19 protein-coding genes are annotated in these 24,677 nt (G+C 56.1%); 6 read left to right on the forward strand and 13 right to left on the reverse strand.

The genetic code is table 11. The features are described 5' to 3' along the window. Positions 1 to 5: 5 nt before the first annotated feature. A complete protein-coding gene (gene acs, locus AC2FH2_RS00975) occupies positions 6 to 1,970 on the reverse strand; it encodes an acetate--CoA ligase (RefSeq protein WP_496822566.1) in 1,965 nt (654 codons plus the stop codon). A 428-nt stretch (positions 1,971 to 2,398) separates the two neighbouring features. Here acs and AC2FH2_RS00980 point away from each other — a divergent pair, with 428 nt between their 5' ends. From AC2FH2_RS00980 to AC2FH2_RS00990, 3 genes are all read left to right on the forward strand, one after another. Continuing rightward, complete coding sequence (locus AC2FH2_RS00980; RefSeq protein ID WP_496687677.1) at positions 2,399 to 3,415, forward strand: C4-dicarboxylate TRAP transporter substrate-binding protein; 1,017 nt, start codon at positions 2,399 to 2,401, stop codon at positions 3,413 to 3,415. Positions 3,416 to 3,480: 65 nt separating this feature from the next. Continuing rightward, positions 3,481 to 4,110: a TRAP transporter small permease subunit gene (locus AC2FH2_RS00985; protein ID WP_142634321.1), complete on the forward strand. Its 630-nt coding sequence runs from the start codon at positions 3,481 to 3,483 to the stop codon at positions 4,108 to 4,110. Positions 4,111 to 4,113: 3 nt separating this feature from the next. Continuing rightward, positions 4,114 to 5,517, forward strand: a complete 1,404-nt coding sequence (locus tag AC2FH2_RS00990) for a TRAP transporter large permease (protein WP_142634319.1) — start codon at positions 4,114 to 4,116, stop codon at positions 5,515 to 5,517. A gap of 67 nt (positions 5,518 to 5,584) precedes the next feature. On the opposite strand, the gene ocd is transcribed toward AC2FH2_RS00990, so the two are convergent. Genes ocd through rocF form a run of 3 tightly spaced genes read right to left on the reverse strand, consistent with a single transcriptional unit; the run spans position 5,585 to position 8,475 of the window. Continuing rightward, a complete protein-coding gene (gene ocd, locus AC2FH2_RS00995; protein WP_496822569.1) occupies positions 5,585 to 6,625 on the reverse strand; it encodes an ornithine cyclodeaminase in 1,041 nt (346 codons plus the stop codon). A gap of 9 nt (positions 6,626 to 6,634) precedes the next feature. Beyond that, a complete protein-coding gene (gene ctlX / locus AC2FH2_RS01000) occupies positions 6,635 to 7,555 on the reverse strand; it encodes a citrulline utilization hydrolase CtlX (protein ID WP_271946611.1) in 921 nt (306 codons plus the stop codon). Next, positions 7,555 to 8,475 carry an arginase gene (rocF, locus tag AC2FH2_RS01005; protein ID WP_496687679.1) on the reverse strand — a complete coding sequence of 307 codons (921 nt, stop codon included), beginning with the start codon at positions 8,473 to 8,475 and terminating at the stop codon, positions 7,555 to 7,557. Before rocF ends, ctlX begins: the two co-directional genes overlap by 1 nt. A gap of 86 nt (positions 8,476 to 8,561) precedes the next feature. On the opposite strand from rocF, the gene AC2FH2_RS01010 reads away from it, so the two are divergent. After that, positions 8,562 to 8,990, forward strand: coding sequence for an Lrp/AsnC family transcriptional regulator (locus tag AC2FH2_RS01010; protein WP_142634311.1), 429 nt, complete (start codon positions 8,562 to 8,564; stop codon positions 8,988 to 8,990). A 98-nt stretch (positions 8,991 to 9,088) separates the two neighbouring features. Beyond that, on the forward strand, positions 9,089 to 11,698 hold the full coding sequence (gene mprF, locus AC2FH2_RS01015) for a bifunctional lysylphosphatidylglycerol flippase/synthetase MprF (RefSeq protein ID WP_496714421.1): 2,610 nt from the start codon (positions 9,089 to 9,091) through the stop codon (positions 11,696 to 11,698). A gap of 3 nt (positions 11,699 to 11,701) precedes the next feature. Here the strand turns inward: mprF and AC2FH2_RS01020 are convergent, their stop codons facing one another. The 6 genes from AC2FH2_RS01020 to AC2FH2_RS01045 all read right to left on the reverse strand — a co-directional run bounded on the left by AC2FH2_RS01020 (position 11,702) and on the right by AC2FH2_RS01045 (position 16,454). Then, complete coding sequence (locus AC2FH2_RS01020; RefSeq protein WP_271946619.1) at positions 11,702 to 13,264, reverse strand: efflux transporter outer membrane subunit; 1,563 nt, start codon at positions 13,262 to 13,264, stop codon at positions 11,702 to 11,704. A gap of 11 nt (positions 13,265 to 13,275) precedes the next feature. Further along, the gene (locus AC2FH2_RS01025; RefSeq protein WP_281994737.1) at positions 13,276 to 14,421 is read right to left on the reverse strand and encodes an HlyD family secretion protein; all 1,146 of its coding nucleotides are present in this window, start codon (positions 14,419 to 14,421) and stop codon (positions 13,276 to 13,278) included. Between the two features lie 21 nt (positions 14,422 to 14,442). After that, the gene (locus tag AC2FH2_RS01030) at positions 14,443 to 14,805 is read right to left on the reverse strand and encodes a DUF3302 domain-containing protein (protein ID WP_142634304.1); all 363 of its coding nucleotides are present in this window, start codon (positions 14,803 to 14,805) and stop codon (positions 14,443 to 14,445) included. Positions 14,806 to 14,839: 34 nt separating this feature from the next. After that, positions 14,840 to 15,409, reverse strand: a complete 570-nt coding sequence (locus AC2FH2_RS01035) for a disulfide bond formation protein B (RefSeq protein ID WP_142634301.1) — start codon at positions 15,407 to 15,409, stop codon at positions 14,840 to 14,842. 9 nt (positions 15,410 to 15,418) lie between these two features. Continuing rightward, positions 15,419 to 15,574 (reverse strand): DUF5993 family protein, encoded by a 156-nt coding sequence (locus AC2FH2_RS01040; RefSeq protein WP_496822572.1) that lies wholly within the window; start codon positions 15,572 to 15,574, stop codon positions 15,419 to 15,421. Between the two features lie 97 nt (positions 15,575 to 15,671). Continuing rightward, positions 15,672 to 16,454, reverse strand: a complete 783-nt coding sequence (locus AC2FH2_RS01045; RefSeq protein WP_496822574.1) for a DeoR/GlpR family DNA-binding transcription regulator — start codon at positions 16,452 to 16,454, stop codon at positions 15,672 to 15,674. 203 nt (positions 16,455 to 16,657) lie between these two features. Here AC2FH2_RS01045 and glpD point away from each other — a divergent pair, with 203 nt between their 5' ends. Then, positions 16,658 to 18,235, forward strand: a complete 1,578-nt coding sequence (glpD, locus tag AC2FH2_RS01050) for a glycerol-3-phosphate dehydrogenase (protein WP_271946636.1) — start codon at positions 16,658 to 16,660, stop codon at positions 18,233 to 18,235. 37 nt (positions 18,236 to 18,272) lie between these two features. Here glpD and AC2FH2_RS01055 read toward each other — a convergent pair whose 3' ends face one another. The 3 genes from AC2FH2_RS01055 to metG all read right to left on the reverse strand — a co-directional run bounded on the left by AC2FH2_RS01055 (position 18,273) and on the right by metG (position 24,600). After that, a complete protein-coding gene (locus tag AC2FH2_RS01055) occupies positions 18,273 to 21,410 on the reverse strand; it encodes an efflux RND transporter permease subunit (RefSeq protein ID WP_496690692.1) in 3,138 nt (1,045 codons plus the stop codon). 3 nt (positions 21,411 to 21,413) lie between these two features. Continuing rightward, a complete protein-coding gene (locus tag AC2FH2_RS01060; protein WP_281972227.1) occupies positions 21,414 to 22,592 on the reverse strand; it encodes an efflux RND transporter periplasmic adaptor subunit in 1,179 nt (392 codons plus the stop codon). A 289-nt stretch (positions 22,593 to 22,881) separates the two neighbouring features. After that, positions 22,882 to 24,600 carry a methionine--tRNA ligase gene (gene metG / locus AC2FH2_RS01065; protein ID WP_281994733.1) on the reverse strand — a complete coding sequence of 573 codons (1,719 nt, stop codon included), beginning with the start codon at positions 24,598 to 24,600 and terminating at the stop codon, positions 22,882 to 22,884. Positions 24,601 to 24,677: the final 77 nt, after the last annotated feature.

Below are 24,677 nucleotides of genomic sequence, written 5' to 3' on the forward strand. Positions count from 1 at the left end.
CATCCTCACTTGCTTGCGCGGTTTTCGATCAAGTTGTCGACCACGGACGGATCAGCCAAGGTCGATGTGTCACCGAGCGATCCAAAATCATTCTCGGCGATCTTACGCAGGATACGGCGCATGATCTTGCCCGAGCGGGTTTTTGGCAGGCCAGGAGCCCATTGGATCACATCCGGGCTGGCAATCGGTCCGATCTCGGTCCGAACCCAGGTGCGCAGCTCTTTCACAAGCTCGTCCGAGGGTTCGCGATCATTCATCAAGGTGACATAGCAATAGATGCCTTGCCCCTTGATATCATGGGGATAGCCCACAACCGCGGCCTCGGCCACGGCAGCATGTGCCACCAGAGCGCTTTCGACCTCGGCCGTACCCATGCGGTGCCCCGAGACGTTGATCACATCGTCCACACGTCCGGTGATCCAGTAATCGCCATCCTCGTCCCGGCGGCAGCCGTCACCGGTGAAGTAGTAGCCTTTGTAGTCCGAGAAATAAGTCTTCTCGAACCGTTCATGATCGCCCCAGACCGTACGCATCTGGCCGGGCCAGCTGTCCTTGATGCACAACACGCCTTCGACTCCGTTGCCTTCGATCTCGACCCCCGACTGCGGGTCAAGAACAACGGGCTGAATACCAAAGAAAGGCTTCATAGCCGAGCCGGGCTTCATTGCGTGGGCGCCGGGCAGGGGAGTCATCAGGTGACCACCGGTTTCGGTTTGCCACCAAGTGTCGACAATCGGGCAGCGTCCTCCGCCAACAACGTCATTGTACCAGTTCCACGCTTCCGGGTTGATCGGCTCACCCACAGTGCCCAGCGTGCGCAGATCTCTCAGATCGCATTTCTCGACCCATTCATTGCCTTGCCCCATCAGGGCGCGCAAAGCGGTAGGGGCCGTGTAGAATTGATTGACCTTGTGCTTTTCACAGACCTGCCAAAAGCGGGATGCATCCGGATAGGTCGGAACACCTTCGAACATCAGCGTGGTCGCGCCATTGGCCAGCGGGCCATAGACGATATAGCTGTGGCCGGTCACCCAACCGACATCGGCGGTACACCAATAGACGTCGCCTTCATGGTAATCGAAGGTGATCTCATGCGTCATTGCCGCATAGACCAGATATCCGCCGGTCGTGTGCACGACACCCTTCGGCTGACCGGTCGAACCGGAGGTATACAGAATGAACAGAGGGTCTTCGGCGTCCATTTCCGCAGGCGCGCAATAGTCATCCGCCTCGAGCGCCATCTCGTTATAGTCGTAGTCGCGCCCGTCGATCCATGTGGTCTGGCCGTTGGTACGCTTGACAACCAAGCATTTCACCGTGTCCTTGCAGTGCAGCAGGGCCGCGTCGGCGTTTGACTTCAACGGTGTCTTACGGCCGCCGCGAGGGGCTTCATCAGCTGTAATCAGAACCTTGGCGTCGCATCCGTTGACGCGTGCAGCCAGGGCATCAGGGGAAAACCCTGCAAAAACAATCGAGTGGATTGCGCCGATACGTGCGCACGCCAGCATGGCATATGCAGCCTCGGGGATCATCGGAAGATAAATGACTACACGGTCGCCTTTGCGCACGCCCATGGAAACCAGGATATTCGCCATCCGGCAGGTGCGGCGGTGCAGTTCGGCATAGGTGATGTGTTGGGCGGGTTCATTCGGGTCATCAGGTTCCCAGATGATCGCAGTCTGATCGCCGCGTGTATTCAGATGACGATCCAGGCAGTTGGCTGAAACGTTCAGAGTGCCATCCGCATACCAGTTGATCCCGACCGAGCCCAAATCATAGCTGACGTCTTTCACTTGGGTATAGGGTTTGATCCAGTCAACGCGTTTGCCCTGTTCGCCCCAGAATGCAACGGGGTCGTTTATAGAAGCCGTGTACATTTCGCCGTATTTCTTGGCATCGACATGCGCACGCGCTGAAATTTCTGCGGATGGCGGATAAACTTTGGCATCTGCCTGAGCAGCGGTTGTCATTCTGAGGTTCCTCCCTCTGGACTTAAATTCACTGGGACAATCTTGCCCGCTGAACAGGCAATGTCGACCTGTTTCCTCCCGATGCAGGATAATACGGAGATCAGAAAACAAAGAAATAAATTACAGAAATAGCAGGGTTTATTTGTTAATAAATTTCAATCCCTTTGAAGGAATTGTAAAGGAAATCGTAAGATGTCAAAAAAGCATATTTAAAACAGCAATATAGATGTTAATCACTTTTCAACTGTTTTCAAAGTGCTTGCCCGTGAAATTTACACATTTCATATTCACCTTATGATTGTTAGCGCTGGCGGGCGGTTTGCAGATTTTGGTGGGTGGTCTGGCAGGGGTTGGCACATATCGATGTTGGCGCTAGCTTTACGCTCAAGCGACCCAAAAAAGGGGGCGCATCAATGGGAGAAATCACTATGACTAAAATGTTGAGCGGTGCCGCCGTCGCCGCCCTGACTGTTGCATTCGTTACCGAAGCTGCAGCAACAGAATGGAATGCTTCGGTCTGGGGCAAACGCCGGGCCTTTACCGAACATGTCGAGAAACTGGCTGAACTGGTCAGCGAAAAAACCGGTGGCGAATTCACGATCAATGTCAGCTATGGCGGGCTGTCAAAGCCGAAAGAGAATCTGGACGGGATTGAGATCGGTGCATTCGAGATGGCGCAGTTCTGCGCAGGCTATCACCGCGACAAAAATCGGGCGATCACTGTACTTGAACTGCCGTTCCTGGGTGTGAACAATTTGGAAGAAGAGGTGGCCGTCAGCCACGCTGTATATGATCATCCCGCCGTTAAGGATGAGATGGCTCAGTGGAATGCCCGGATCATCATGACGTCGCCAATGCCCCAGTATAATATCGTTGGAACCGGTGATCCGCGCTCAACGCTTGCAGATTTTGACGGCATGCGTGTACGTGCGACTGGCGGGCTGGGCCAGGCGTTTGAGGCCGTTGGCGGTGTTCCAACATCGGTGCCCGCGACCGAGGCGTTTAATGCGATGGAATCCGGTGTTGTTGATACAGTGGCCTTTGCTCAGCACGCACATTTGTCTTTCGGCACTATCAACGAAGCCGACTGGTGGACGGCCAACCTGAACCCCGGCACTGTAAACTGTCCGGTTGTGGTCAATATCGACGCCTACGAAGCGCTGCCTGCGGAACATCGTGAAGCGCTTAACAGTTCTGTCGACGAGGCCATTGCCCATTATCTCACCAATTACGGCGGTCTGCTGGAGCAGTGGGATGGTGTGTTGACCGAAAAAGGCGTGCAGAAAGTTCAGATCGACGAAGCCGTGCTGGAGGAATTCCGCACCAAGGCTGCTGATCCGATCCGCGAGCAGTGGATCGCTGACATGTCCGCGCAGGGTCTGCCTGCGCAGGATCTATATGATCTTGTTCAACTGACGCTGAAACAACAGCGTGGCGGGAACTGATCACGCGTTCCGGGTACCCTGCGCGGTACCCGGACACTGATTCCAATACAGAGAGGGCCAGCGGAATGGCAGGACAGGCGACGGTGCTTGCGGATGATAGCCGTCTGAGCAGGCTGGACCAGCTGCTGTTAAGGGCCGAGCGTACGCTTGCACTGATCAGCGGAATTGCCGTGTTCGGGTTAATGGTGCTGGCAGTTGTCTCGGTGAGTGGGCGCAACGCCTATAACGCGCCATTGCCGGGCTATGTCGATTGGATCGAGCAAGCCATGCCTTTGATTGCGTTTCTAGGTATCTCTTACGTACAACGCGATGGGGGCCATATCCGGATGGATATTGTCATTTCGCGGCTACACGGACGGGCTTTGTGGCTGTTCGAGTTGATTTCGGTCGTTCTCATCCTGGTGCTCATGTTGGCATTGGTCTGGGGCAGCTGGTCCCATTTCGACAGATCATTCGACTTTGGCGCACCTCTGTGGAGCCGGGACAGCTCGATCGACATTGGCATCCCGCTCTGGCCTGCCAAGTTACTGGCACCTATTGCGTTTTCGGTACTTTGCTTGCGGCTTGTGCTGCAAATCTGGGGTTATGGACGGGCCTTTGTGCTGGGCCTACAAAACCCAGTTGCGGTGCCGATGATACAGGACGCTGCTGCGCAGGCTGCCGCTGAAGCCGAACAATTCGAAGGGCAGGACTAGCATATGGACTCGATTGAGATTGGCCTCTGGGTCACCGGTGGTCTGCTGGTTCTGGTTATCACCGGAATGCGTGTGGCTTTTGCCGCGGCTTTGGCGGGGCTGATCGGTCTGGTTTGGATATTCTGGGCCAAATTCGGATATGATCCTGACCGATTTGGCAAGGCGCTGACCGTTGCGGTAAAAACCGCAGGGCAAGTGCCGCATTCCAAGGTTGCAGCCCATACGCTCAGCCTGATCCCGACCTTTATCCTGATCGGTTACCTTGCCTATTACGCAGGCCTCACGCGCGCGCTGTTCGAGGCGGCCAAGCGCTGGGTGGCCTGGGTTCCGGGTGGGCTTGCGGTCGCAACCGTGTTCGCCACCGCTGGGTTTGCTGCAGTCTCGGGGGCATCGGTCGCGACATCTGCGGTATTTGCCCGGATCGCGATCCCGGAAATGCTGAAGGTCGGGTACAACAAACAATTTGCGGCGGGCGTAGTTGCTGCAGGTGGCACTTTGGCCTCACTGATCCCGCCCTCGGCGATCCTTGTGATTTATGCGATCATCGTGGAACAGGATGTGGGCAAACTGCTGCTCGCCGGGTTCATACCGGGAGCGTTTTCGGCGGTTATCTATGGTCTGCTGATCGTCGGCATCGCCGTTGTGTTCAAAAATGTCGGCCCGCCGGTCACTGGCTTTACTTGGAAACAGCGTTTTGCCGCGCTGCCTGGTGCCCTACCGATTGTTGCGGTGATCCTGATCATCATCTGCTTCGTCTATAACCCGTTTGGTGAAAAAGCCTGGGGCACGCCAACCGAAGGCGGGGCAATCGGTGCCTTTATCGTGTTCTGCTTCGCGCTGTTCCACGGCATGAGATGGGCAGAGTTGAAATCCGCACTGCTTGAGACCGCCAAACTGACCGCGATGATCTTTTCGATCATCTGGGGCGTGCTGATCTATGTCAGGTTCCTGGGTTTCGCCGATTTGCCAAGCGCGTTTTCCGACTGGATCACGTCGCTGACAATGTCACCCATGCTGATCCTGATCTGCATCCTGCTGGCCTATGCGGTGCTCGGCATGTTCATGGATGCCATCGGGATGCTATTGCTGACTCTGCCGGTTGTCTATCCGGCAGTTATGGCGCTGAACGGGGGCGAGGCCGTCACCGCTGCGGAAAGTACGTTTGGGATGTCCGGTCCGATGTGCGCCATCTGGTTTGGTATTTTGGTGGTGAAAATGGCCGAGTTCTGCCTGATCACGCCACCGATCGGTTTGAATTGCTTTGTCGTTGCCGGCGTCCGCCCTGATCTGAGCGTTCAGGACGTGTTCAAGGGCGTGACGCCGTTTTTCATCGCCGACGCCGTGACGATTGCGCTGCTGGTCGCCTTTCCGGGCATCGTTCTGTACCTGCCTTCGCTGGCCGGGTAATTGGCATCTGACGAAGTCAATCTTTGGTGATACCTGCCCCCGGCTGGCGCGTGGGGGCAGGGTATCTCTATTTCGCGCGCATCAGCATTCCGTACAGATCGCGCGGGTCGTCAGGGTCTGCCAGCATGTCCAGGGGTTCGTAGTAATCTGTGCCCCGGACTGCGGACTGGATGTAGCGCAGGGCTGAAAAATCCTCGATCGCGAAACCTACGCTGTCAAACAACGTGATCTGACGATCATCTTTGCGACCCTCGGCCTGTCCCGTCATGACCTGCCACAACTCGGTGACGGGATGATCGTCTTCCAGGGCCTGAATCTCGCCCTCAATACGTGTTTGCTCCGGGTATTCGACGAATATTTCAGAGCGTAGCAGGATATCCCTGTGCAGTTCGGTTTTGCCGGGACAGTCGCCGCCGATCGCGTTGATGTGGACGCCTGGGCCGACCAAGTTATCGGTCAGGATCGTGGCATTTTTCTTGTCCGCCGTGCAGGTCGTGATGATATGCGCGCCTTCGATGGCGTCCTCAGGGGATTTGCATTTCACGACCGAGAGGCCAGAGCCCGCCAAGTTGGCCGCACATTTTTCGGTGGCTGCCGCGTCGGTATCGTACAAGCGAACAGTATCAATCCCGCACATGGCCTTGAAGGCGAGGCACTGAAATTCGGATTGCGCGCCATTCCCGATCATTGCCATCGTCGAGGCCGATTTAGGCGCAAGATAACTGCCGACCAGGGCAGAGGTTGCTGCGGTGCGCAATGCAGTCAGCATGGTCATTTCGGTCAGCAGGGTCGGATAGCCTGTGTAGACGTCTGCCAGCAATCCAAATGCGGTAACGGTCTGTAGGCCTTCGGAGGTGTTCTTGGGGTGGCCGTTGACGTATTTAAACCCATAGGCCTCACCGTCTGAGGTTGGCATCAGTTCAATCACCCCATGCGGCGAGTGGGCAGGGATGCGGGGTGTTTTGTCAAAGCTTTCCCACCGTTTGAAATCAGCTTCGATTTGCGCCGCAATATCGGTGATCACACGTTCGACGCCGATGTGGTGGACCAGTCTCATCATATTGTCGACAGACACAAACGGCACCAGGGCCTTTTCAGATGGTTGCATTAGGGGCTCCTATCGGCGGGACAGGTGGATGCCCGCAATCATGCAGCGCACGGATCCACCGGCAGTTTCAATGGTGGGAATCGAAAGCGGCAGAGGTGTCGCGCTGGCTTCGATTGTAGCGATTTGTTCCGGGGTCAGGGCGGCAAGTGCCCGGCTGGACAGCGCCAGCACGGGACCATTCAGGCCGCTCAGTTCGATGGCGTTGCCAGCAAATTCAGCGATCTGATCATGGGTCAGGTCGATGACCGTGCGACCGGATTCTTCCAGCCTGGCTTTCACTGTCGCGCGGCGTTCGGGGTCCGCGATCATATCAAGACAGATCAGCGCGTATTTGGAGCCGATGCCCATCAGAACATTCGTGTGATAGACATCACGTCCTGCGGCATCATGCGCCTCGAATGCGATGGGCTCATAGTTGAAATGGGTGCAGAAACGCTCCAACAGAACGGGGTCGGCGCGGTTGGATTTGACCGTGTAGGCCACGCGGCCAATGTGGTCCAGAACCATCGCTCCGGTGCCTTCCAGCGCCAGTCTGTCCTGTTCAAGCCCGGAATAATCGATCACGTCCTGAACACGATACTCCTGTTTCAACATTTCTATGACGTCGGCGCGACGTTCGCGCCTGCGCGACGGCACAAACATCGGATAGATTGCCACATGTCCGCCGGGATGGGTCGAGAACCAGTTGTTCGGAAATACGCTGTCTGGTGTGTCGAGGTCTCCGAAATCGTCGAAGACATGTACCTTAATACCCGCATCGCGCAGCAGCGCCACCGCCTGATCATGTTCATCGCGTGCTTGGACAGACGTGGCCGCTGCCGAGCGGTTGGCCAAGGTCTGGAACGCATTGTCGTCGCGTGTCTCGGGGTTCGAAGCAAACGCATGGGGCCGGATCATCACAACGGCTGGTGGGGCTTGTAGAGATTGCATCAGAAGCTCCGGGTGGGGCGGTCAAAGATGCGGCGGCCCAGCAATGAGGCGGCCAGATCCACCATCAATTTTGCAGTGCGGCCGCGTTCGTCCAGAAACGGGTTCAATTCTACCAGATCCAGCGAGCAGACAAGACCGCTTTCGTGCAGCAGTTCCATCACTAGATGAGCCTCGCGTTCGGTCGCGCCACCTGGAACTGTTGTGCCAACTGCAGGAGCAATGGACGGATCAAGGAAATCCACATCCAGCGAAACATGAAGGATGCCATCCGCTGCCCGGACCCGCTCCAGAAAGGCCATCAGCGGTGCTTTGATGCCGTTTTCGTCGATGCTTCGCATATCGGCCAGCATTGCGCGATCCTGTTCCAGCCGAGCCCGTTCGGCTGGGTCGACCGAGCGCAGACCGATCATGCCGACCCGGTCGGTCGGAACTGGTGATGAAACCGGTGGAAAGTCGTCAAATCCGGGCTGTCCGGTGAAATAGGCTACGGGTGTCCCGTGCAGGTTGCCGCTATCGGTGCTCTCGGGTGTGTGGAAATCGCTATGCGCGTCCAGCCAGAGAACGAACAGTGGGCGTTCGATCCGCTCGGCGTGCTGTGCCATGCCCAAAACCGTGCCCATCGAAAGTGCATGATCGCCGCCCATGAAAATTGGCAGGCCTTGTGGGGCGACATCCTGCGCGACACGGCTGAGAGCTTTGGTCCAGCCGACACACTCGGGCAGGGCGAAGAGATGCGAATGTTCGGACATATCCGGAATGTCAGGTGTGACATCGCCGAGATCCCGTAGGTGAAGACCGAGATCGGAAAGAGCTGATTGAAGCCCCGCAACCCGATAGGCATCGGGGCCCATCCGGCAGCCCTGTCGACGCTTGCCCGAATCCATCGGGGCGCCAACCAGAATTACGTTGTTTGTATCCATATGGAATACTACTCCGGCAATGTGGCTTGCGGATAGGGATCAAAATGCTCAAAATGGAACCGCAAGTGACATAACGGAAGTATTGAATGGACGATTTGGATGGCAAGCTTCTCAGCGCTCTGCATCGGGATGCCCGTGCTTCACTCTCGGAACTGGCTGAAACACTGGGAGTCACACGCACAACAGTGCGCAGCCGTCTGCAACGTTTGAAGCAATCCGGTGAGATTGTAGGTTTTACGGTTCTGACACGGCAGGATGTGGCGCAAAGCCCGGTCAGAGGGTTGATGATGCTGGAAATCGAAGGGCGCGGCACCGAGCGCACCATGGCCCAAATTGCCGCCATGCCACAGGTGCGGGCTGTCCATTCGACAAATGGCGGTTGGGACTTGATTGCCGAGATTGGGACCGAGACCCTGGCCGAACTGGATGAAATCCTGTTTCGCATCCGCAGGATCGAAGGGATTACGCGATCCGAAACCAACTTGCTTCTTTCTACTCGGAAAGGCCGCGTCTGATTGCTGTAGTGCTTTGAGCAGCAAGGAATATGTGTAAAAGTTGCGATGCGTTCGCCACCCGCGCAAAGGCAGCTGCAAACCTGAAACAGGGAAATCACATGACTGATCAGGATACAGGCAAAGAACTCTGGGCCATCAGACTTGCCGAAAGAGTATCCGGTTTTCTGGAACGACCCCTGGTCAGAACCGCCATTCCCGTAATCGTCATGCTGGTCGCCCTGACCGTGCTGCATGAACTGTCTGCGCATGTGAAATGGTCATCCGTTCAGACGGATGTGGCGAACACCTCTTGGACGCTGTTGTTCATCGCCTTGTGCTGGACCGCTTTTAGCTTTGTTTCCCTGTCTTTATACGACGTCTTTGCAGTCCAGAGCGTTGCCGACGGTGAGGTCCCTTTGCCGGTTGCGGGCATGGCCGGGGCCTGTGGTTATGCGGTGTCAAATTGCCTTGGGTTTTCCTACATCACGGGCACGGCGATCCGGTATCGGATCTACGCATCTTTGGGGCTGGATCTGGGGCGTGTCGCTGGGGTTATTGCGACCTCGTGGATCGCTTTCTGGTCCGGCATGACCTTGCTGTTAGGGGCTTTGCTGACCTTTCATCCCGACGGGATATCGAAGGTTTTGCCAATCAGCGATACGGTCGAGACGGTCATAGGATTGGGCCTTTTGATCGCTCTGGCAACGCTGTTCATCTGGCTGTCGAAAGGCGGGCGCAGGCTGGCCTATGGCGGGGTTGGATTTAACCTTCCCGGCGGCAAACTGGCCGGGTTGCTGACGCTGGCGGCCTTGGGCGATGTGTTTGGTGCGTCGATGGTTCTGTATGTGCTGCTGCCGACAGACCTTGGGATCGGCTACCCCTATTTCTTCACCATCTTTATTGGCGCGATTGCGGTCGGTATCCTCAGCCATGCGCCGGGTGGAATTGGCGCCTTCGAGGCGACTATGATCGCGGGACTTGGCGCGTCAGGCCGGTCGGATGTCATTGCCGCGCTGCTGCTGTACCGCCTGGTCTATACGTTTCTTCCCTTCCTCATCGCCACGCTTTCAATCGCTGTGGCATCAGCGCTGAGCCACCGGCGACATATTACTGGTGCAGCCACTTGGGTTTATCGAGTGATCCGTCCGATCGTGCCCATGGTGGCCGCAGGCGTGGCCGCAGTGGCCGGTGTGATACTTCTGGTCTCCGGCGCGTTGCCTGCAAGCAGCGGTAACCTGGGTGTGCTGCGGGATTTCCTACCCCTGTCCTTTGTCGAAGCGTCCCACTTGGCCGGAAGTGCGGTAGGGGTCTTGCTGATCCTTGTGTCACGGGGGCTGTTTCGCAAGCTTTACCGGGCTTGGGTTGTGGCCATGCTGTTGATGCTGGCCGGTTTTGTCGCTTCGCTGACCAAAGGGCTGGATACGCACGAAGCGCTCAGCATGGTGGGTAGCATCGTTCTGCTGGCCATGTTCCGGGATGCTTTCTATCGGGTTAGCGGCGCTTCGATCTTCAGGTTGAACATACCTTGGCTGGTCAGCGTTCTTGCATTGCTTGCGGTGATCTTTTGGGTGGGTCTGTTTGCTTATTCCCATGTCGAATATCAAAATGCCCTGTGGTGGGAGTTTGCCTGGAACGGCGACGCCTCGCGGTTCCTACGATCCAGCCTTGTGGTTGCGGTCATCCTTGGGGTGGTTGCCGTTAGCTCTCTGTTCGGGCGCGAGATTCCTGTTCCAGCCCGCACAGAAATCCCCGAAGTAGTCGAACGTCTGGTGATGGAAAGCGAAGACACAGAATCCCAGATTTCCCTGACCGGGGACAAGCAGTTCCTGATCGCGCCGGATGAAACCGCTTTTCTGGCTTATGCCGATACCGGCAACGCACTGGTCACCAAAGGTGAGCCAGTAGGGGATGAAACCGCCGGTAAACAGCTGATATGGCAGCTGCGCGAGATGGCGGACCGTGAGGGTAAACTTTGTGCCTTCTACAGCGTTTCCACCAAATACCTGCCGACCTTTCTAGACCTTGGCCTGTCGATCCTGAAAATTGGCGAAGTAGCGCGGGTGCCGCTGAAAGATTTTTCGCTGGACGGAAAATCCCGCAAGCGGTTCCGTCAGGCCAAGAACCGGGCCGAACGCGAAGGGTATGTTTTTGAGATTATTCCAAAACAGGAACTAACCCTGATCCTGCCCGAGTTGCGCAAGATTTCGGATGACTGGCTGGCGCAAAAGGCTGGGGCCGAGAAAGGTTTTGCGCTTGGCGGATTTGATGAAACCTATCTGTCCTATTTCGACCACGCGGTGCTGCGGAATGGCGAAACAGGTGAGATCGTCGCGTTTGCTAACCTGTTTCAGGGCGGGCAAAAATCAGAACTGTCGCTGGATCTGATGCGGTATGAACCAGATAGCCCAAGTTTTGTTATGGACGCGCTTTTTGCCGAGATGATGTCATGGGGGGCCGAGCAGGGGTTCCACTGGTTCTCGCTGGGGGCGGCACCGTTTTCCGGGATCGAAAACCGGCAACTGGCATCACTGTGGAACCGCATTGGCGGCTTTGTCTATGAACATGGCGAACAGTTTTATCACTTCGAGGGGCTGCGCTCGTTCAAGCAGAAATTCGAACCGGAATGGAGCCCGAACTATTTGGCCAGCCCCGGAGGACTGGCCGCGCCGCGTATTCTCTACGAGGTCAACATTCTGATTTCGGGCGGCTTGCGCGGTCTGACGAAATAGCGCTCAGTTCAGGCTGGCTTGGGTCGGAGCCTGTTGCAGCAGGTCTCCCCAATCGGTGCGATAGGCCATTTCGGCCAGCACGGTTTCCGGCAGGAACTCCTGATTTTGCCGGATTTGCCAACCACCGCCTAAACCTTTGTAGACTGCAACCAGATTGCTCGAGACCTGCTGGCGGGCTTCGATCAGGTTGGCCTGTGATCGCAGCAATGCGGTTTGCGTGTTCAGAACGCGGGAATAGCTGGCGATGCCATCCCGGTATTGGTTCACCGCGATCTCGGCAGCTTTGCGCGATGCGGTGACGCTGTTTTGGTAGAATGTCACTTGTTTGCGTGACTGCGTATAGGCGACCATGGCGCTTTCGACCTCGGAATAGGCGGTCAGAACGGTGTTTTGATAGTTCGCAATCAAGGCCTGATAAGCTGCGTCCTGGGCGCGGACATTATTCTTGATCCGCCCATAATTCAGCACATTCCAGACCACTCCGGCACTGGCTAGCCCAGTATTGCTGGCGGATGAAAACAGGTCCTGACTGCCCGAGGCCTGCAGGCCGATCGAACCGGACAGGATGAACTGGGGATACAGGTCAGCAATCGCGATCCCAACTTGCGCAGACTGTGTGGCAGCGGCCAGTTCTGCGGCGCGTACATCCGGGCGTCGGCGCAGCAATTCCGCTGGTACTCCAACGGCGACGTTGGATCGGGCCGAAGGGATACGACCGGAATTACCCAGCAACCCGGCCATGCGCGAGGGTGTTGTTCCCAGTAAAACAGCCAAAGCATTCTTGGTCTGCTGAAGATCGCTTTCAATCTCCGGCACCAGCGCCATGGTATTGTTCAGCAGGGCGGTGGCCTCTTGCACATCCAGTTCAGTGGTGACGCCGTTGTTGAAACGCAGTTGCGTCAGATCAACCGATTCCTGTTGCAGCTTGATATTCTCTCGTGCCACGAACAGGGTTTCTTGCAGCGCGCGGAAGCTTACATATAACGCTGCTACATCGCCGGTCAGCGTGACCAAAGCGTCATCGTAATTAGCGACCTGAAGTGCCAGATTGGATCGTGCGGCCTGCACACCCCGGCGTTGCTGCCCCCACACATCCAGTTCCCATTGGGCGTCGAAGCCAACCTGCGAGGTCGAGAATTCGGTATCCAGAGGGATGATCCGATTGATATCGGAAATCGGTCCGATATTGTCGCTGATCTGGCGCCGCTCGATCGAACCTCCGATGGCCTGCGATTGGGGGTAAAGCTCACCAAAGGCAATCCCAAGCTGTGCGCGGGCCTGCAATACGCGCGCACCGGCCACCTGTAGCGCCAGGTTCTGGGCATAGGCTTCGGCGATCAACCGGTTCAAAGTGGCGTCGTTGAAGGTCTCCCACCATTTTGCCACAGGGGCACTACGCGAGGTGAGGCCGCTGGCACCGACTGAAGGGTTGTTTACCTCGATCCATTCCTTCACGACCGGAGAGTTCGGTCGCACAAAATCAGGACCGACAGGTGCGCATCCCACCAGCAGCGCGGCACACAGGGCTGTGCCCATCAAACTGCGGTTTAGCCTGGCCCGTGTCATACAGCGTGTCCTTAAATGTCCAGTGGTCGGATGAAGTTTGCGAAGGAATAGAGGCGGATATTGATGCGCCGCAGGAACTCAAAGCTTTTGCCCTGGCCGGTATAGATTGCCACCGCGGCATGTCCACCGGCGGGAAAGACGTGGCCATCTGGAATTTCGACCGAAATCTGCACGGCAATATGTCCAGGAATTTTTGGCAGTTCAAATCCGGGCAGGCGGCCTGATGGCAGATATTGACCCTGGCGGGTTGCCCACCAGATTGCCTCGACTTTGCCGGTCAGGATTTCTCCGGGATATAAGTCCAGCGCGACCTCAACCTGTTGCCCGGGTTTCACAAATTTCAGGTTCTGCTGCCGGTAAGTGGCGAGAATATAGGGATTTTCCTTGGTCACAAAGCTGGCGATTGCGCCCAATCGGATGTCACCGACAACCAGACCCGGGCGTGCCTGTTGTGAAACGATCATACCATCTTCGGGCGCGTAGATCGTAGTATTGTCCAGAAAGTACCGGGCCTTTTCCAACTGAGCCTGAGCTTGAACGATTCCGGTATTGACCCCGTCGATCTGCGAATCCAGCGCCAGCTTTGCCTTTTCCAGATTGGCTTCGGCCTCTTTTATCTTGGCCTGATCTTCAGTGACCTGTTCGTTCCAGCGATCCAGCTCATCCTCTCGGGCACCACCCGCAGGGACAAGGTTTTCATACCGTGCCTGCTGGGTCAGTGCATATGCCAGTTGCGCGTTTGCTCGCTCGACGGCTTCACCCGCGACGATCACATCCTGTTCCAGAATTTTGGCGTTCTGCTGGGCTGCAACCAACTGTGCGGATGCCTCTTCGAATTCAAGCGCAAAGACGGTGTCGTCGAACCGATACAGCGGATCCCCTTTCTTCACCTCTGTATTCGGCTCGACCAGAACCTCGGAAAGGATGGTTGGTTCAGTCAGACGCGGCACGATCTGTATGGTTGAGCGGACCACGTGGCTGTCGATCGAAAATGGCTGGAAGAACCGCAGCGCAACCATAAAGATCAATAACAGATGAGCACCCACCCAGAAGGAAACGATGCCCCAGGCGATACTGAACTTAAGCCATTGCAGTTTGAAGAAGATCAGCCAGACAAAAATGATGTAGAAAAGCGTAATGCCAAGAGCGACAAACATATTGTGGGACTTCCTTTAGCCTTAGCTTTTTTGTGTTTCGTCCGGGTCCAATGGATCGCGATATTCTTCGGTCAGATCACCGCCTAACCGTTTGATATCCTTCCGTATCGCATCGCGTTCATCATCAGGCATACGGCGGATATCGACAGTGGCTGCATCGTGGAAAGCCCACATAAAGGCGTGAATCCAGGGAACGACGGCCAGAAACCCCATCCAGCCCATGATCTTGACTGCCTCGGCATGGGGATGGTTGCGTTTGATTGCGATGCGGCCGGGCAGTCCCATTATGAACAGAAACAGCGCCATTACAGCGGCCAGCAGCAGTATAAGTGCGATAAATGTCAGATAGTCATAATAGCCTAGCGGCTGCCCCAGTAGTCCCATTCCGATGCCTCCATGAGGGAAGGTTTATCCATCCTCAGTTGTTGGTGTCCAGTTCGTCAATCAATTTGTAGCTTGTCGGCGGGTCAGCGCAGATACCTGGGCCACATTCCAACAAGGTCGCCCCCGCATTCAGCGCGGCCAGCCCTAGCATTACAAAGAACGCGGTTTTGGCCAGCATATTGCCCCCGAACCGTGGTTGATCGACGGTTGTGTCCTGATATTGACGGTCGAAAAGCAGCATGATTGCCGTGCCCAGCAGGATCAGAAAAAAGCAGATCGCGGCCCATGTGTAGTAGTGATACCCAAAAACAGGCGAACCATAGTGGCCGGTACCCGGTACGATATGCAGCAAGATCTGGCGAACGGAAACGCTGATCCCAAACAGTGCCGCAAGCAACATCAACGCATAATGCTGCGGCCGGGCTCCGTATAGCAGGTTCAGGCCCAAACCAACGCCCACCGCTACGAACCCGACCCGTTGCAATAAGCAAAGCGGGCAGGGCAGTTCGTTCAGCGCCAGCTGGTATCCGAAGGCCAGCACAAGAACGAGGCTGACCGCCAGGGTTCCCAACGCGTTCAGGGTGCGGGAAAGCTCGGGTGTCATTGTGGCCTCCTACAGCTGAATGGTCAGTTGGCTGGTGGCATGAAACTTCAGCCAATAAACACTTAGGGCTATGGTGATGAAGAACACAACATTGGCCGCTTTGGTTTTTCTATAATAATTCAGCCCCATAGTGGCTGCGAGTAACGCAAATAAAAGCGCGATCATGGCCCGGATCTCCCCCTTGCCGTGCACTGATTGCAATATGTTGCGATACTGTCAGGGCCGGTCGCCTATGACAAGAACCACGTTTGGAATTACGCGTTTAATGCGAATCTCCGGTGGTTCGGCCGCGGTATACGACCCGCGTTCCCCATTCCTTGCATTTACGTGCAAGCCCACTTGGAAGAGGTTGATCTGTAAAGAAAACGTCAACTTCGGACATCGAGGCAATACGGGCAGGGGCCGAGCGCTGAAATTTCGAATGATCGGCAACCAGAAAGCTGTGTCTGGCCTGTGCAATGATAGTCTGGCTGACACGGACTTCTTGGAAATCGAAATCCAGAAGATCACCATCGGCGTCCAGTGCGGAACACCCGATTACCGCATAATCGAACTTGAATTGTTCAATCGTTGAATTGGTCAGGTTGCCGATCAGACCACCGTCCGACCGGCGCAGAACACCACCGGCGACGACGATCTGGCAGTTCGTGTTTTCCACCAGGATACGCGCGACATTCATGTTATTTGTCACCACCATAAGATCTTTGTGGTTTAGCAACTGATGCGCGACAGCCTCGGTCGATGTACCGATGTTCAAAAAAAGCGATGCACCATCCGGTATGTTGGCAGCGCAAACCTGTGCGATACGGGTCTTGATTTCAGCATTCAGGGCGCGCCGGTCCTCGTAACCGATATTCGAAACGCCGGATCGCAAGACCGCGCCGCCATGAACCCGGTCCAGCTTGCCCAATTCCGCAAGCTCGGAAAGATCGCGCCGGATCGTTTGGACCGTGACACCAAACTGCAACGCCAGATCCTCGACCATGACGCGACCATTCTGCTTGGCGATTTCTATGATGTCTGACTGGCGGAACGAAAGAGACAAGGGAAGCTCCGGTTATTGGGTTCTTTCGTTTTTGTTCCTTTTTTCGCAATATTGCAACCGGCAGAAATCAAACATCGTTTGGACAACAGCAAAAAATCGCTATTCTTGTTCGTTACGCGAAAAAAAACGAAAATCCACATTGACGAACCGAGTATCGAGCGGGTTAATTGCCGCACGTTTTCAGCAAAAGGACTGACCTGCAAATGGCACAGCAGACTGGCCAGGTTACTGACCTATTCATCATCGGTGGCGGTATTAACGGTTGCGGGATCGCGCGTGATGCGGCCGGGCGGGGATTGTCGGTGACATTGGCCGAGATGAACGACTTGGCATCGGCCACGTCCTCGGCCTCGACCAAACTGTTCCACGGCGGCCTACGGTATCTGGAATATTTTGAGTTCAGGTTGGTCCGCGAGGCGCTGATTGAGCGGGAAACGCTGCTGCGGGCAATGCCTCATATCAGTTGGCCGATGCGCTTTGTGCTTCCCTACCACGATGGGATGCGATTTGACTCGGACACTCCGACCTCACGGCTGCTGAGTACAGTGATGCCTTGGATGCGTGGTCGTCGTCCAGCCTGGCTGATCCGTCTTGGCCTGTTCATGTACGATCACCTTGGAGGGCGGAAAATTCTACCCGGGACCTCTGCGCTGAATTTGCGTTCCGCGCCTGAAGGTGTCCCGCTGCAAAATAGGTTTGAGACCGCGTATGAGTATTCCGACTGCTGGATCGAAGATTCCCGTCTGGTTGTTCTGAATGCCCGTGATGCCGAGGCCCGTGGCGCGGATATTCTGGTTCGGACCGAAGTTCTTTCAGCCGAGCGGGTGGATGATGTTTGGCATGTGACGATCCGCGATAACCAAAATGACGAAACCCGTATCGTCCTGGCAAAGATGTTGATCAATGCCGGTGGGCCCTGGGTTGGCGATATCATCCAGGAAAAAATCCACGTGAACTCGCGCGAGGGGGTTCGGTTGGTCCGCGGCAGCCATATCGTAACCCACAGGTTATTCAACCATGACAAATGCTATTTCTTTCAGGGCGAAGACGGGCGCATCATCTTTGCCATTCCCTATGAGAGAGATTTCACCCTTATTGGAACAACTGATCAGGATCACCCAGACCCATCGGTTCCTCCAGTCTGTACCGAGTCTGAACAGGAATATCTGTGTGCGTTTGCGTCAAAATATTTTGAGCAGCCTGTGACCCGCGAAGACATCGTCTGGACCTATTCCGGTGTGCGCCCTCTGTATGACGATGGGGCCAGCAGCGCAACGGCCGCGACCAGAGACTATACTCTGAAGGTCAATGGGCTTGGCGGCGCTCCGGTTTTGAATGTTTTCGGCGGCAAGATTACGACCTATCGCAGATTGGCCGAAAGTGCGCTTGAGAAAATCGCTGAGTACTTCCCGGATTTGCCCGGTCCATGGACCGCTGGTGTTTCTTTGCCGGGTGGCGATTTCCCCGTTAGCGCAGTGCAAGACCTAATTGCCGGTCTGGAATTCGACTATGCCTTTTTGAATCGCACATGGGCGGAACGGCTGGTGCGCGCCTATGGAACCGAGGCGCGCGCTATTCTGGCCGATGCAAAGACCGCTGAGGATCTGGGGGAAGAGTTCGGGGCGACTCTGACCGAACGCGAAATGGAATGGCTGGTCACCAAGGAATATGTGCGCTGCGCTGAAGATGCCATCTGGCGCAGAAACAAGCTGGGCCTAAGACTTGATGCCGATCAGATCGCTGCCATCCAGCGCTGGATCGAAAAGCGCCTGGCCCATTAAAGAAAAGCCCCGCGTTTTTGGCGGGGCTTTTTTTGATTTATGCGGCTTCTTCCGAAGGGTCGGGGTCGTTCTTTGTCCCTTTGAGCCATTCCCTCAGCCCCTGCATCAGGGCGTAAAGTACCGGCACAAGGATAACGCCAACCAGAGTTGCCGCCAGCATTCCGCCAAAGACGGCGACACCGATGGCCTTCTGGCTAGCCGCTCCCGCGCCGTTCGCGGCAAGCAACGGTACAACGCCCAACAGGAAGGAGAGGGCAGTCATCATCACCGCGCGGAAACGTTGATGGGCAGCTTCGGCTGCAGCATCTTTGATCGAAAGGCCATTGGCACGCTGTTCCATTGCGAATTCAACGATGAGGATACCGTTCTTCGACGCAAGCCCCACCAGCATGATCATCCCGATCTGCGTGTACAGGTTTATGTCGCTACCCACGATGGCCACCGCCGCAACCGCCCCGAATAGGGCAACAATAACCGATAGAAGAATGGACACCGGCATCGACCAGCTTTCGTATTGCCCCACCAGGAACAAATAGGCGAACAGGACAGCAAGCCCGAGGATAATGATCACAAGGCTGCCGGATGCAAGCTGCTGTTGCGCGGTACCTGTCCATTCAAACGCGTATCCCGAGGGTAGGGCGTTGGCGGATTCTTCTGTCATCACAGTGATAGCGTCGCCACTGGACAGCCCTGGCGCAGGTACAGCTGTAACAGTTGCCGAACGGAACAGGTTATGCCGTTTTAACAGGACTGGCCCCAACACGTTTTCCACGTCGATCAACGTACCCAATGGAACCATATCGCCCTTGGTCGAGCGCACATACAGGTTCGAAATATCTTCGACCTTGTTCCGATAGCTCCCCTCGGCCTGAATCATCACGCGGTAAACGCGGCCGAACAGGTTGAAATCGTTCACATAGTACGATCCTAGCTGGGCTTGCATCGTCTGGAAAATCTCAGCAACAGACACTTCCAGGGTTTTCGCTTTCTCACGGTCCAGATCGACAAATAGCTGAGGAACATTGGCCCGGAATGTTGTATAGGCCTGACCAATCTCGGGTCGCTGGTTTGCAGCATAGACGAAGGACCCAACGGCCGAGGCCAGATCCTGAGGCGTACCGCCCCCGACTTGCTGAACCTCCATTTCCACACCGGCTGACATGCCGAGGCCCTGAATCGGTGGCGGGTTGAAGGCCACGATCGAAGCTGCGGATTCGCCATTTGCAATCGCCAGAACCTTGCCCAGAATGGCATCGGCAGACAGGTCGGGATCTTGCCGCTCGTCCCAGTTGTCGAGGTTCACAAAAACGGTCGCTCCATTTGTGGTTGTGCCGTTCAGCAGCGAAAATCCGTTGATCAGAACCGTACTGGCGACCCCCGAGATATCGCGGATCTGGTCGTCGACCCGACCTGCGATAGTCTCGGTGCGTTCCAGCGTTGCCGCATCTGGCAACTGGATGTCCACAAAGAGATAGCCGTTGTCTTCAAGCGGAATAAAACCGCTTGATGTGTTCGACATGATCGTCCCTGTACCCATTGCCAGAACAACGATGACGCCCAGTCCGGCGACTGGCAGAATTAACAGTTTGCGCACAATGACGACATAACCGTCGCGCAGCGTTCCGATGAAACGCTCAAACAGGGCCAGAATACCCTTGGGCGGACCCGAGCGTGCGCGCAGAACCAATCCGCAAAGCGCCGGAGACAAGGTCAAAGCGTTGATTGAAGAAATCACGACCGCAGTCGAGATGGTGACTGCAAACTGAGAATACAGTCGCCCCGAGATGCCAGGCATAAAGGTTACGGGCACAAAAACGGCCAGCAGAACCAGTGTGGTTGCTATGACGGGTCCGGTGATTTGGCCCATTGCTTTCCGTGTCGCCTCAGGCGGGGACAACCCTTCGTCGGCGATAATGCGTTCAACGTTTTCAACCACCACGATGGCATCATCGACCACGATCCCGATGGCCAGTACAAGCGCGAACAAAGAAATTGTGTTCAGGGACATCCCAAACGCCAGCAGGAACGCGAACGTCCCGATCAGCGAAACAGGAATAGCAACCGCCGGAATGATCGTGGCACGCCAACTGCCCAAAAAGACAAATACGACCGAAATCACCAAAACGAACGTCAGCATCAGGGTGGAAACCACGTCGTTCAGAGATTGTTCCACGAAGTCTGTCGTGTTGAAGGGTACCTGATATTCAACATCTGTTGGGAACGAACGCGACAGCCGGTCCAATTCGGCCTGAACACGATCAGAAACAGCCAACGCATTGGCACCGGGGGCTTGATAGATACCGATAACCGTTGCGGGTTCTGCCTGGAAATAGCCCGAAGCCGAGTAGAACTGCGCTCCAAGTTCGGTTCTGGCAATGTCCCTTATGCGTACGATTGCCCCTGCATCACCAGTACGGATGACAATATTGCCAAATTCAGCGGCCGAGGTCAGCCGGCCCTTGGTCTTGATCGTATATTGAAATGTCTGTCCCTCAGGGACCGGAGGCGAGCCTATCGAACCGGCAGACACTTCGATATTCTGTTCTCGGATAGCGTCTATGACATCACCCGGTGAAATCGACAGGGCGGTCATCTTGTCGGGATCCATCCAGATCCGCATTGCATATTCAAGGTTAGTCAGAACATCGGCTTTACCAACACCCTGTACCCGTGCCAACGCATCTTTCAGGTTGATCGAAGCGTAGTTCGACAAGAATACACTGTCATAGGTGCTTTTGGGTGAGGTCAGCGTGACCAGCATCAGCATATTGGTCGATGCCTTCTGCGTAACGACACCCGACGAAGTCACCTCTGACGGAAGCGAAGACATGGCCTGCGCAACGCGGTTCTGCACGTTAACGGATGCAATGTCGGGGTCGGTGCCGACTTCGAAGGTAATATTCAACGAATACGAGCCGTTATCCGAAGAGGTGGACGTCATGTAGATCATGTCATCCACGCCGTTGACCTGCGCCTCGATCGGCGCGGCGACGGTGTTCTCGACCGTTTCGGCATTGGCACCGGTATAGGTGGCGGAAACGCTGACGACCGGTGGCGTAATATCAGGAAACTGGGCGACCGGCAGAACCATATAGCCGATCCCGCCCATGATCGTCAGGACAAGCGAAATAACTAGGGCCAGCTTGGGCCGGCTGATGAACAGGGATGAGAACATCTGTTACTCTCCCGGCTGCTCGGATGCGGTGACAGCATCCACTGCCACACCCGGGCGCACGCGCTGAAGGCCCTCGACGATCACGCTTTCTCCTTCGCGCAGGCCGTCCAGAACGATCACAGCAGTTCCGACATTGTCGCCGGTGGTGATATAGCGCTGTTCGACCATTTGCTTATCGTTAACGACCAGAACGAAATCACCGCGCTGATCACGTGACAAGGCCGCCTGCGGGATCAGAACCTGCAAGGTCGGTTCCAGCGCTTCGATATGAACGCTCAGGAACTGACCATCGAGGATCAGCCGGTCGGCATTTGTGAATTCGGCCCGCATTGCAATCGTTCCAGTTAGCGGGTCGATACGGTTGTCAACGAAAACAATCGAACCTGTTTCGCCCAGATCCGATCCATTGGGCAGCGTTACATGCACATTCGGGCTTTTGGGGCTTTCAGCCAGCGACGATGCATTCTCGCCATATTGTTCAAGAACCGAGGTAAACTGTTTCTCGTTCAACGAGAAATTCACATACACTGGTGCCTCGCTGACGATATTCACCAATGGTGGGTTGTTCGGGCCGACAACGTCCCCGACGCTGATAGCGACCCGCCCGATACGGCCGGTGAACGGTGCGTGGACCTTCGTATAGCTCAGATCAAGTTCGGCCTGTTGGATCGCGGCTTTCGCGGCTTTGACTTCGGCAATGGCTACAAGTTCGTTGGCACGGGCGATATCCCGTTCGCTTTCCGGAGTGGCATCGCGTTTGTAAAGTTCTTCCTTCCGGGCCAGGTCAACTTTGGCGAGCTCAAGATTTGCTTCGGCACGGTCCAGATCGGCATTCCGTGCATCTAGTGTCGCCTGATACAGGTCCGGCTCGATCGTGAACATAAGGTCGCCTTCATTCACCATCGCGCCGTCTTCAACATTCTGACTGTCCAGAAAACCGCTGACCCGGGCGACAATATCGGCCTTGTTCAGCGCCTCAGCTCGACCGATGAAAGTCGCCTCGTCCGTGATTTCTTGCGTGTAGGCCGCTGCGATGGACACTTTGGGCGGTGGGGCGTCACTTTTATCCTGCGCGGCAGCTGGCACCACCAACCCACACAGGGCCAAAGCTGCGGCATACCAAACGGATTTGGCTATGGGGTCATTCGGTCGAAAGCTGAAAAGTGTTGATGCAAGGATCATGGCAGAAGCCCCATTGAAACAAAATCTGGACACAACACGGGTCGCCGCCAGCGGTCCGAGTCGCCTAAACTCTTCGTGAGGATGGCTGGTTTTGCTAGGTTTCTCAAGCGTGTTAGCCCGTAGGGCAATCGCTTACCCAAGGATATTTTTCTGTAGGGCGGCAGGTTTACGCAAATCGGCCAGGGCTAGTTCCCTGATCTGGCAAGGTCGTTTCCGGCAATCTGGATCAAACGCAAAATGAAAAAAGGGGGCCGTTAAGCCCCCTGTATTCTTTTCCCGGTCGGGTGTCTTAGGTGCGGACACCTGCAAAACGGTCCTGCCAGTCTTCGCGCTGTTCGTCGGTGATCTTGGCGAACAGAACATCGGGAACGGCAAAGTCGTGGCCTGCGGGCAGGGCGGACAGGGCCGCCGCAACATCGTCAGGCCAGGCGGTATCCATCGTGTTCATCGCGCTCAGCATACGGGCGGTGGTTTCGGGAATGAACGGCGCACTGAGCACGGCATAGAGCCGGATCAAGTTCAGACCCAGACGCACCTGTACCGCGGCCTGTTCGGGATCTTCCTTGAAGGTCGACCAGGGTGCCGCGGATTGAAGATACTCGTTCCCGGCAACCCAGATGGCGCGCAATTCCTGGGCGGATTTGCGAACTTCCATTGCCTCCATGAACCCTTCATAGGCGCGGACGCGGCGGGTCAGCTCTTCGATCAGGGCCTGCTCGCGGTCGCCATAGGTGCCGCCTTGGGGCACCGCCTCGCCGAATTTTGAGCGGCAGAACTTGGTGATCCGGCTGACGAAGTTGCCCAACACATCGGCCAGATCCTTGTTCACCGATTGCTGGAAGTTCTCCCAGGTGAATTCGCTATCGCTGCTTTCGGGCGCATGGCTCAGCAGCCACCAGCGCCAGTAATCGGCAGGCAGGATGTCCAGCGCCTGGTCCATGAACACGCCGCGACCTTGGCTGGTCGAGAACTGGCCGCCGTCATAGTTCAGGTAGTTGAAGGATTTCAGATGGTCGACCATCTTCCACGGCTCACCCGAACCTAGAATGGTCGCCGGGAAGGACAGGGTATGGAAAGGCACGTTGTCCTTACCCATGAATTGAACATAGCGCACGTCATCGGCGCCTTTGTCAGTGCGCCACCAGCGCTCCCACTCGGCATCCGGCTTGCCGGTCGCATCAGCCCACTCCTTGGCGCAGGCGATGTATTCGATCGGCGCGTCGAACCAGACGTAAAAGACCTTGCCCTCCATGCCGGGCCAGTCCTGATCGCCTTTCTTGACCGGCACGCCCCAGTCCAGATCGCGGGTAATGCCACGGTCTTGCAGGCCGTCGCCGTCATGTAACCATTTCTTGGCGATGGAGGTGGTCAGGATCGGCCAATCGGTCTTGGAGTCGATCCAGGCGTTTAGTTGATCCTTCATTGATGACTGGCGCAAATACAGGTGCTTGGTTTCGCGCACCTCAAGGTCGGTCGAACCGGAAATGGCCGAGCGCGGCTCGATCAGGTCGGTCGGGTCCAGCTGTTTGGTACAGTTTTCGCACTGATCACCGCGCGCACGGTCGTACCCGCAGTTGGGGCAGGTGCCTTCAATATAGCGGTCAGGAAGAAAGCGCCCATCGGCGTGGGAATAGACCTGTTTCTCGCTCACCTCGCGGATCAACCCGGCGTCATCCAATTTGCCTGCGAAATGCTGGGTCAGCACCTTGTTCTGGGGGCTGGATGAGCGGCCAAAGTGATCAAAGCTCAGGCCAAAGCGCTGTGCGATATCGGCCTGCACACCATGCATCTCGGCACAGTAATCAGCGACCGGCTTGCCTGCCTTGGCGGCGGCCAGCTCGGCGGGGGTGCCGTGTTCGTCGGTGGCGCAGAGAAACATGACCTCATTCCCCCGGCCGCGCTGATACCGCGCATACAGGTCGGCGGGCAGTTGCGAGCCGATCAGATTGCCGAGGTGCTTGATCCCGTTGATGTAGGGGATCGCCGAGGTGATGAGAATCCGAGCCATGTTCCGTTTCCGCGTATGTAACTGCAGGCCCGTCTATCTTATGTCACAGCCCAGCAAAAGCCCGGCTTTTGCACGGA

The sequence above is a fragment of the Ruegeria sp. YTSA105 genome (assembly GCF_059610225.1).

Coding starts and splice junctions, on each gene's coding strand:
- AC2FH2_RS01040 (WP_496822572.1), bottom strand. CDS start 15,574: ATGATCGCGCTTTTATTTGCGTTACTCGCAGCCACTATGGGGCTGAAT.
- glpD (WP_271946636.1), top strand. CDS start 16,658: ATGGCACAGCAGACTGGCCAGGTTACTGACCTATTCATCATCGGTGGC.
- AC2FH2_RS01025 (WP_281994737.1), bottom strand. CDS start 14,421: ATGTTTGTCGCTCTTGGCATTACGCTTTTCTACATCATTTTTGTCTGG.
- AC2FH2_RS00990 (WP_142634319.1), top strand. CDS start 4,114: ATGGACTCGATTGAGATTGGCCTCTGGGTCACCGGTGGTCTGCTGGTT.
- rocF (WP_496687679.1), bottom strand. CDS start 8,475: ATGGATACAAACAACGTAATTCTGGTTGGCGCCCCGATGGATTCGGGC.
- AC2FH2_RS01030 (WP_142634304.1), bottom strand. CDS start 14,805: ATGGGACTACTGGGGCAGCCGCTAGGCTATTATGACTATCTGACATTT.
- AC2FH2_RS01020 (WP_271946619.1), bottom strand. CDS start 13,264: ATGACACGGGCCAGGCTAAACCGCAGTTTGATGGGCACAGCCCTGTGT.
- metG (WP_281994733.1), bottom strand. CDS start 24,600: ATGGCTCGGATTCTCATCACCTCGGCGATCCCCTACATCAACGGGATC.
- acs (WP_496822566.1), bottom strand. CDS start 1,970: ATGACAACCGCTGCTCAGGCAGATGCCAAAGTTTATCCGCCATCCGCA.
- AC2FH2_RS01055 (WP_496690692.1), bottom strand. CDS start 21,410: ATGTTCTCATCCCTGTTCATCAGCCGGCCCAAGCTGGCCCTAGTTATT.
- mprF (WP_496714421.1), top strand. CDS start 9,089: ATGACTGATCAGGATACAGGCAAAGAACTCTGGGCCATCAGACTTGCC.
- AC2FH2_RS01010 (WP_142634311.1), top strand. CDS start 8,562: ATGGACGATTTGGATGGCAAGCTTCTCAGCGCTCTGCATCGGGATGCC.
- AC2FH2_RS01060 (WP_281972227.1), bottom strand. CDS start 22,592: ATGATCCTTGCATCAACACTTTTCAGCTTTCGACCGAATGACCCCATA.
- AC2FH2_RS01035 (WP_142634301.1), bottom strand. CDS start 15,409: ATGACACCCGAGCTTTCCCGCACCCTGAACGCGTTGGGAACCCTGGCG.
- ocd (WP_496822569.1), bottom strand. CDS start 6,625: ATGCAACCATCTGAAAAGGCCCTGGTGCCGTTTGTGTCTGTCGACAAT.
- AC2FH2_RS00980 (WP_496687677.1), top strand. CDS start 2,399: ATGACTAAAATGTTGAGCGGTGCCGCCGTCGCCGCCCTGACTGTTGCA.
- ctlX (WP_271946611.1), bottom strand. CDS start 7,555: ATGCAATCTCTACAAGCCCCACCAGCCGTTGTGATGATCCGGCCCCAT.
- AC2FH2_RS00985 (WP_142634321.1), top strand. CDS start 3,481: ATGGCAGGACAGGCGACGGTGCTTGCGGATGATAGCCGTCTGAGCAGG.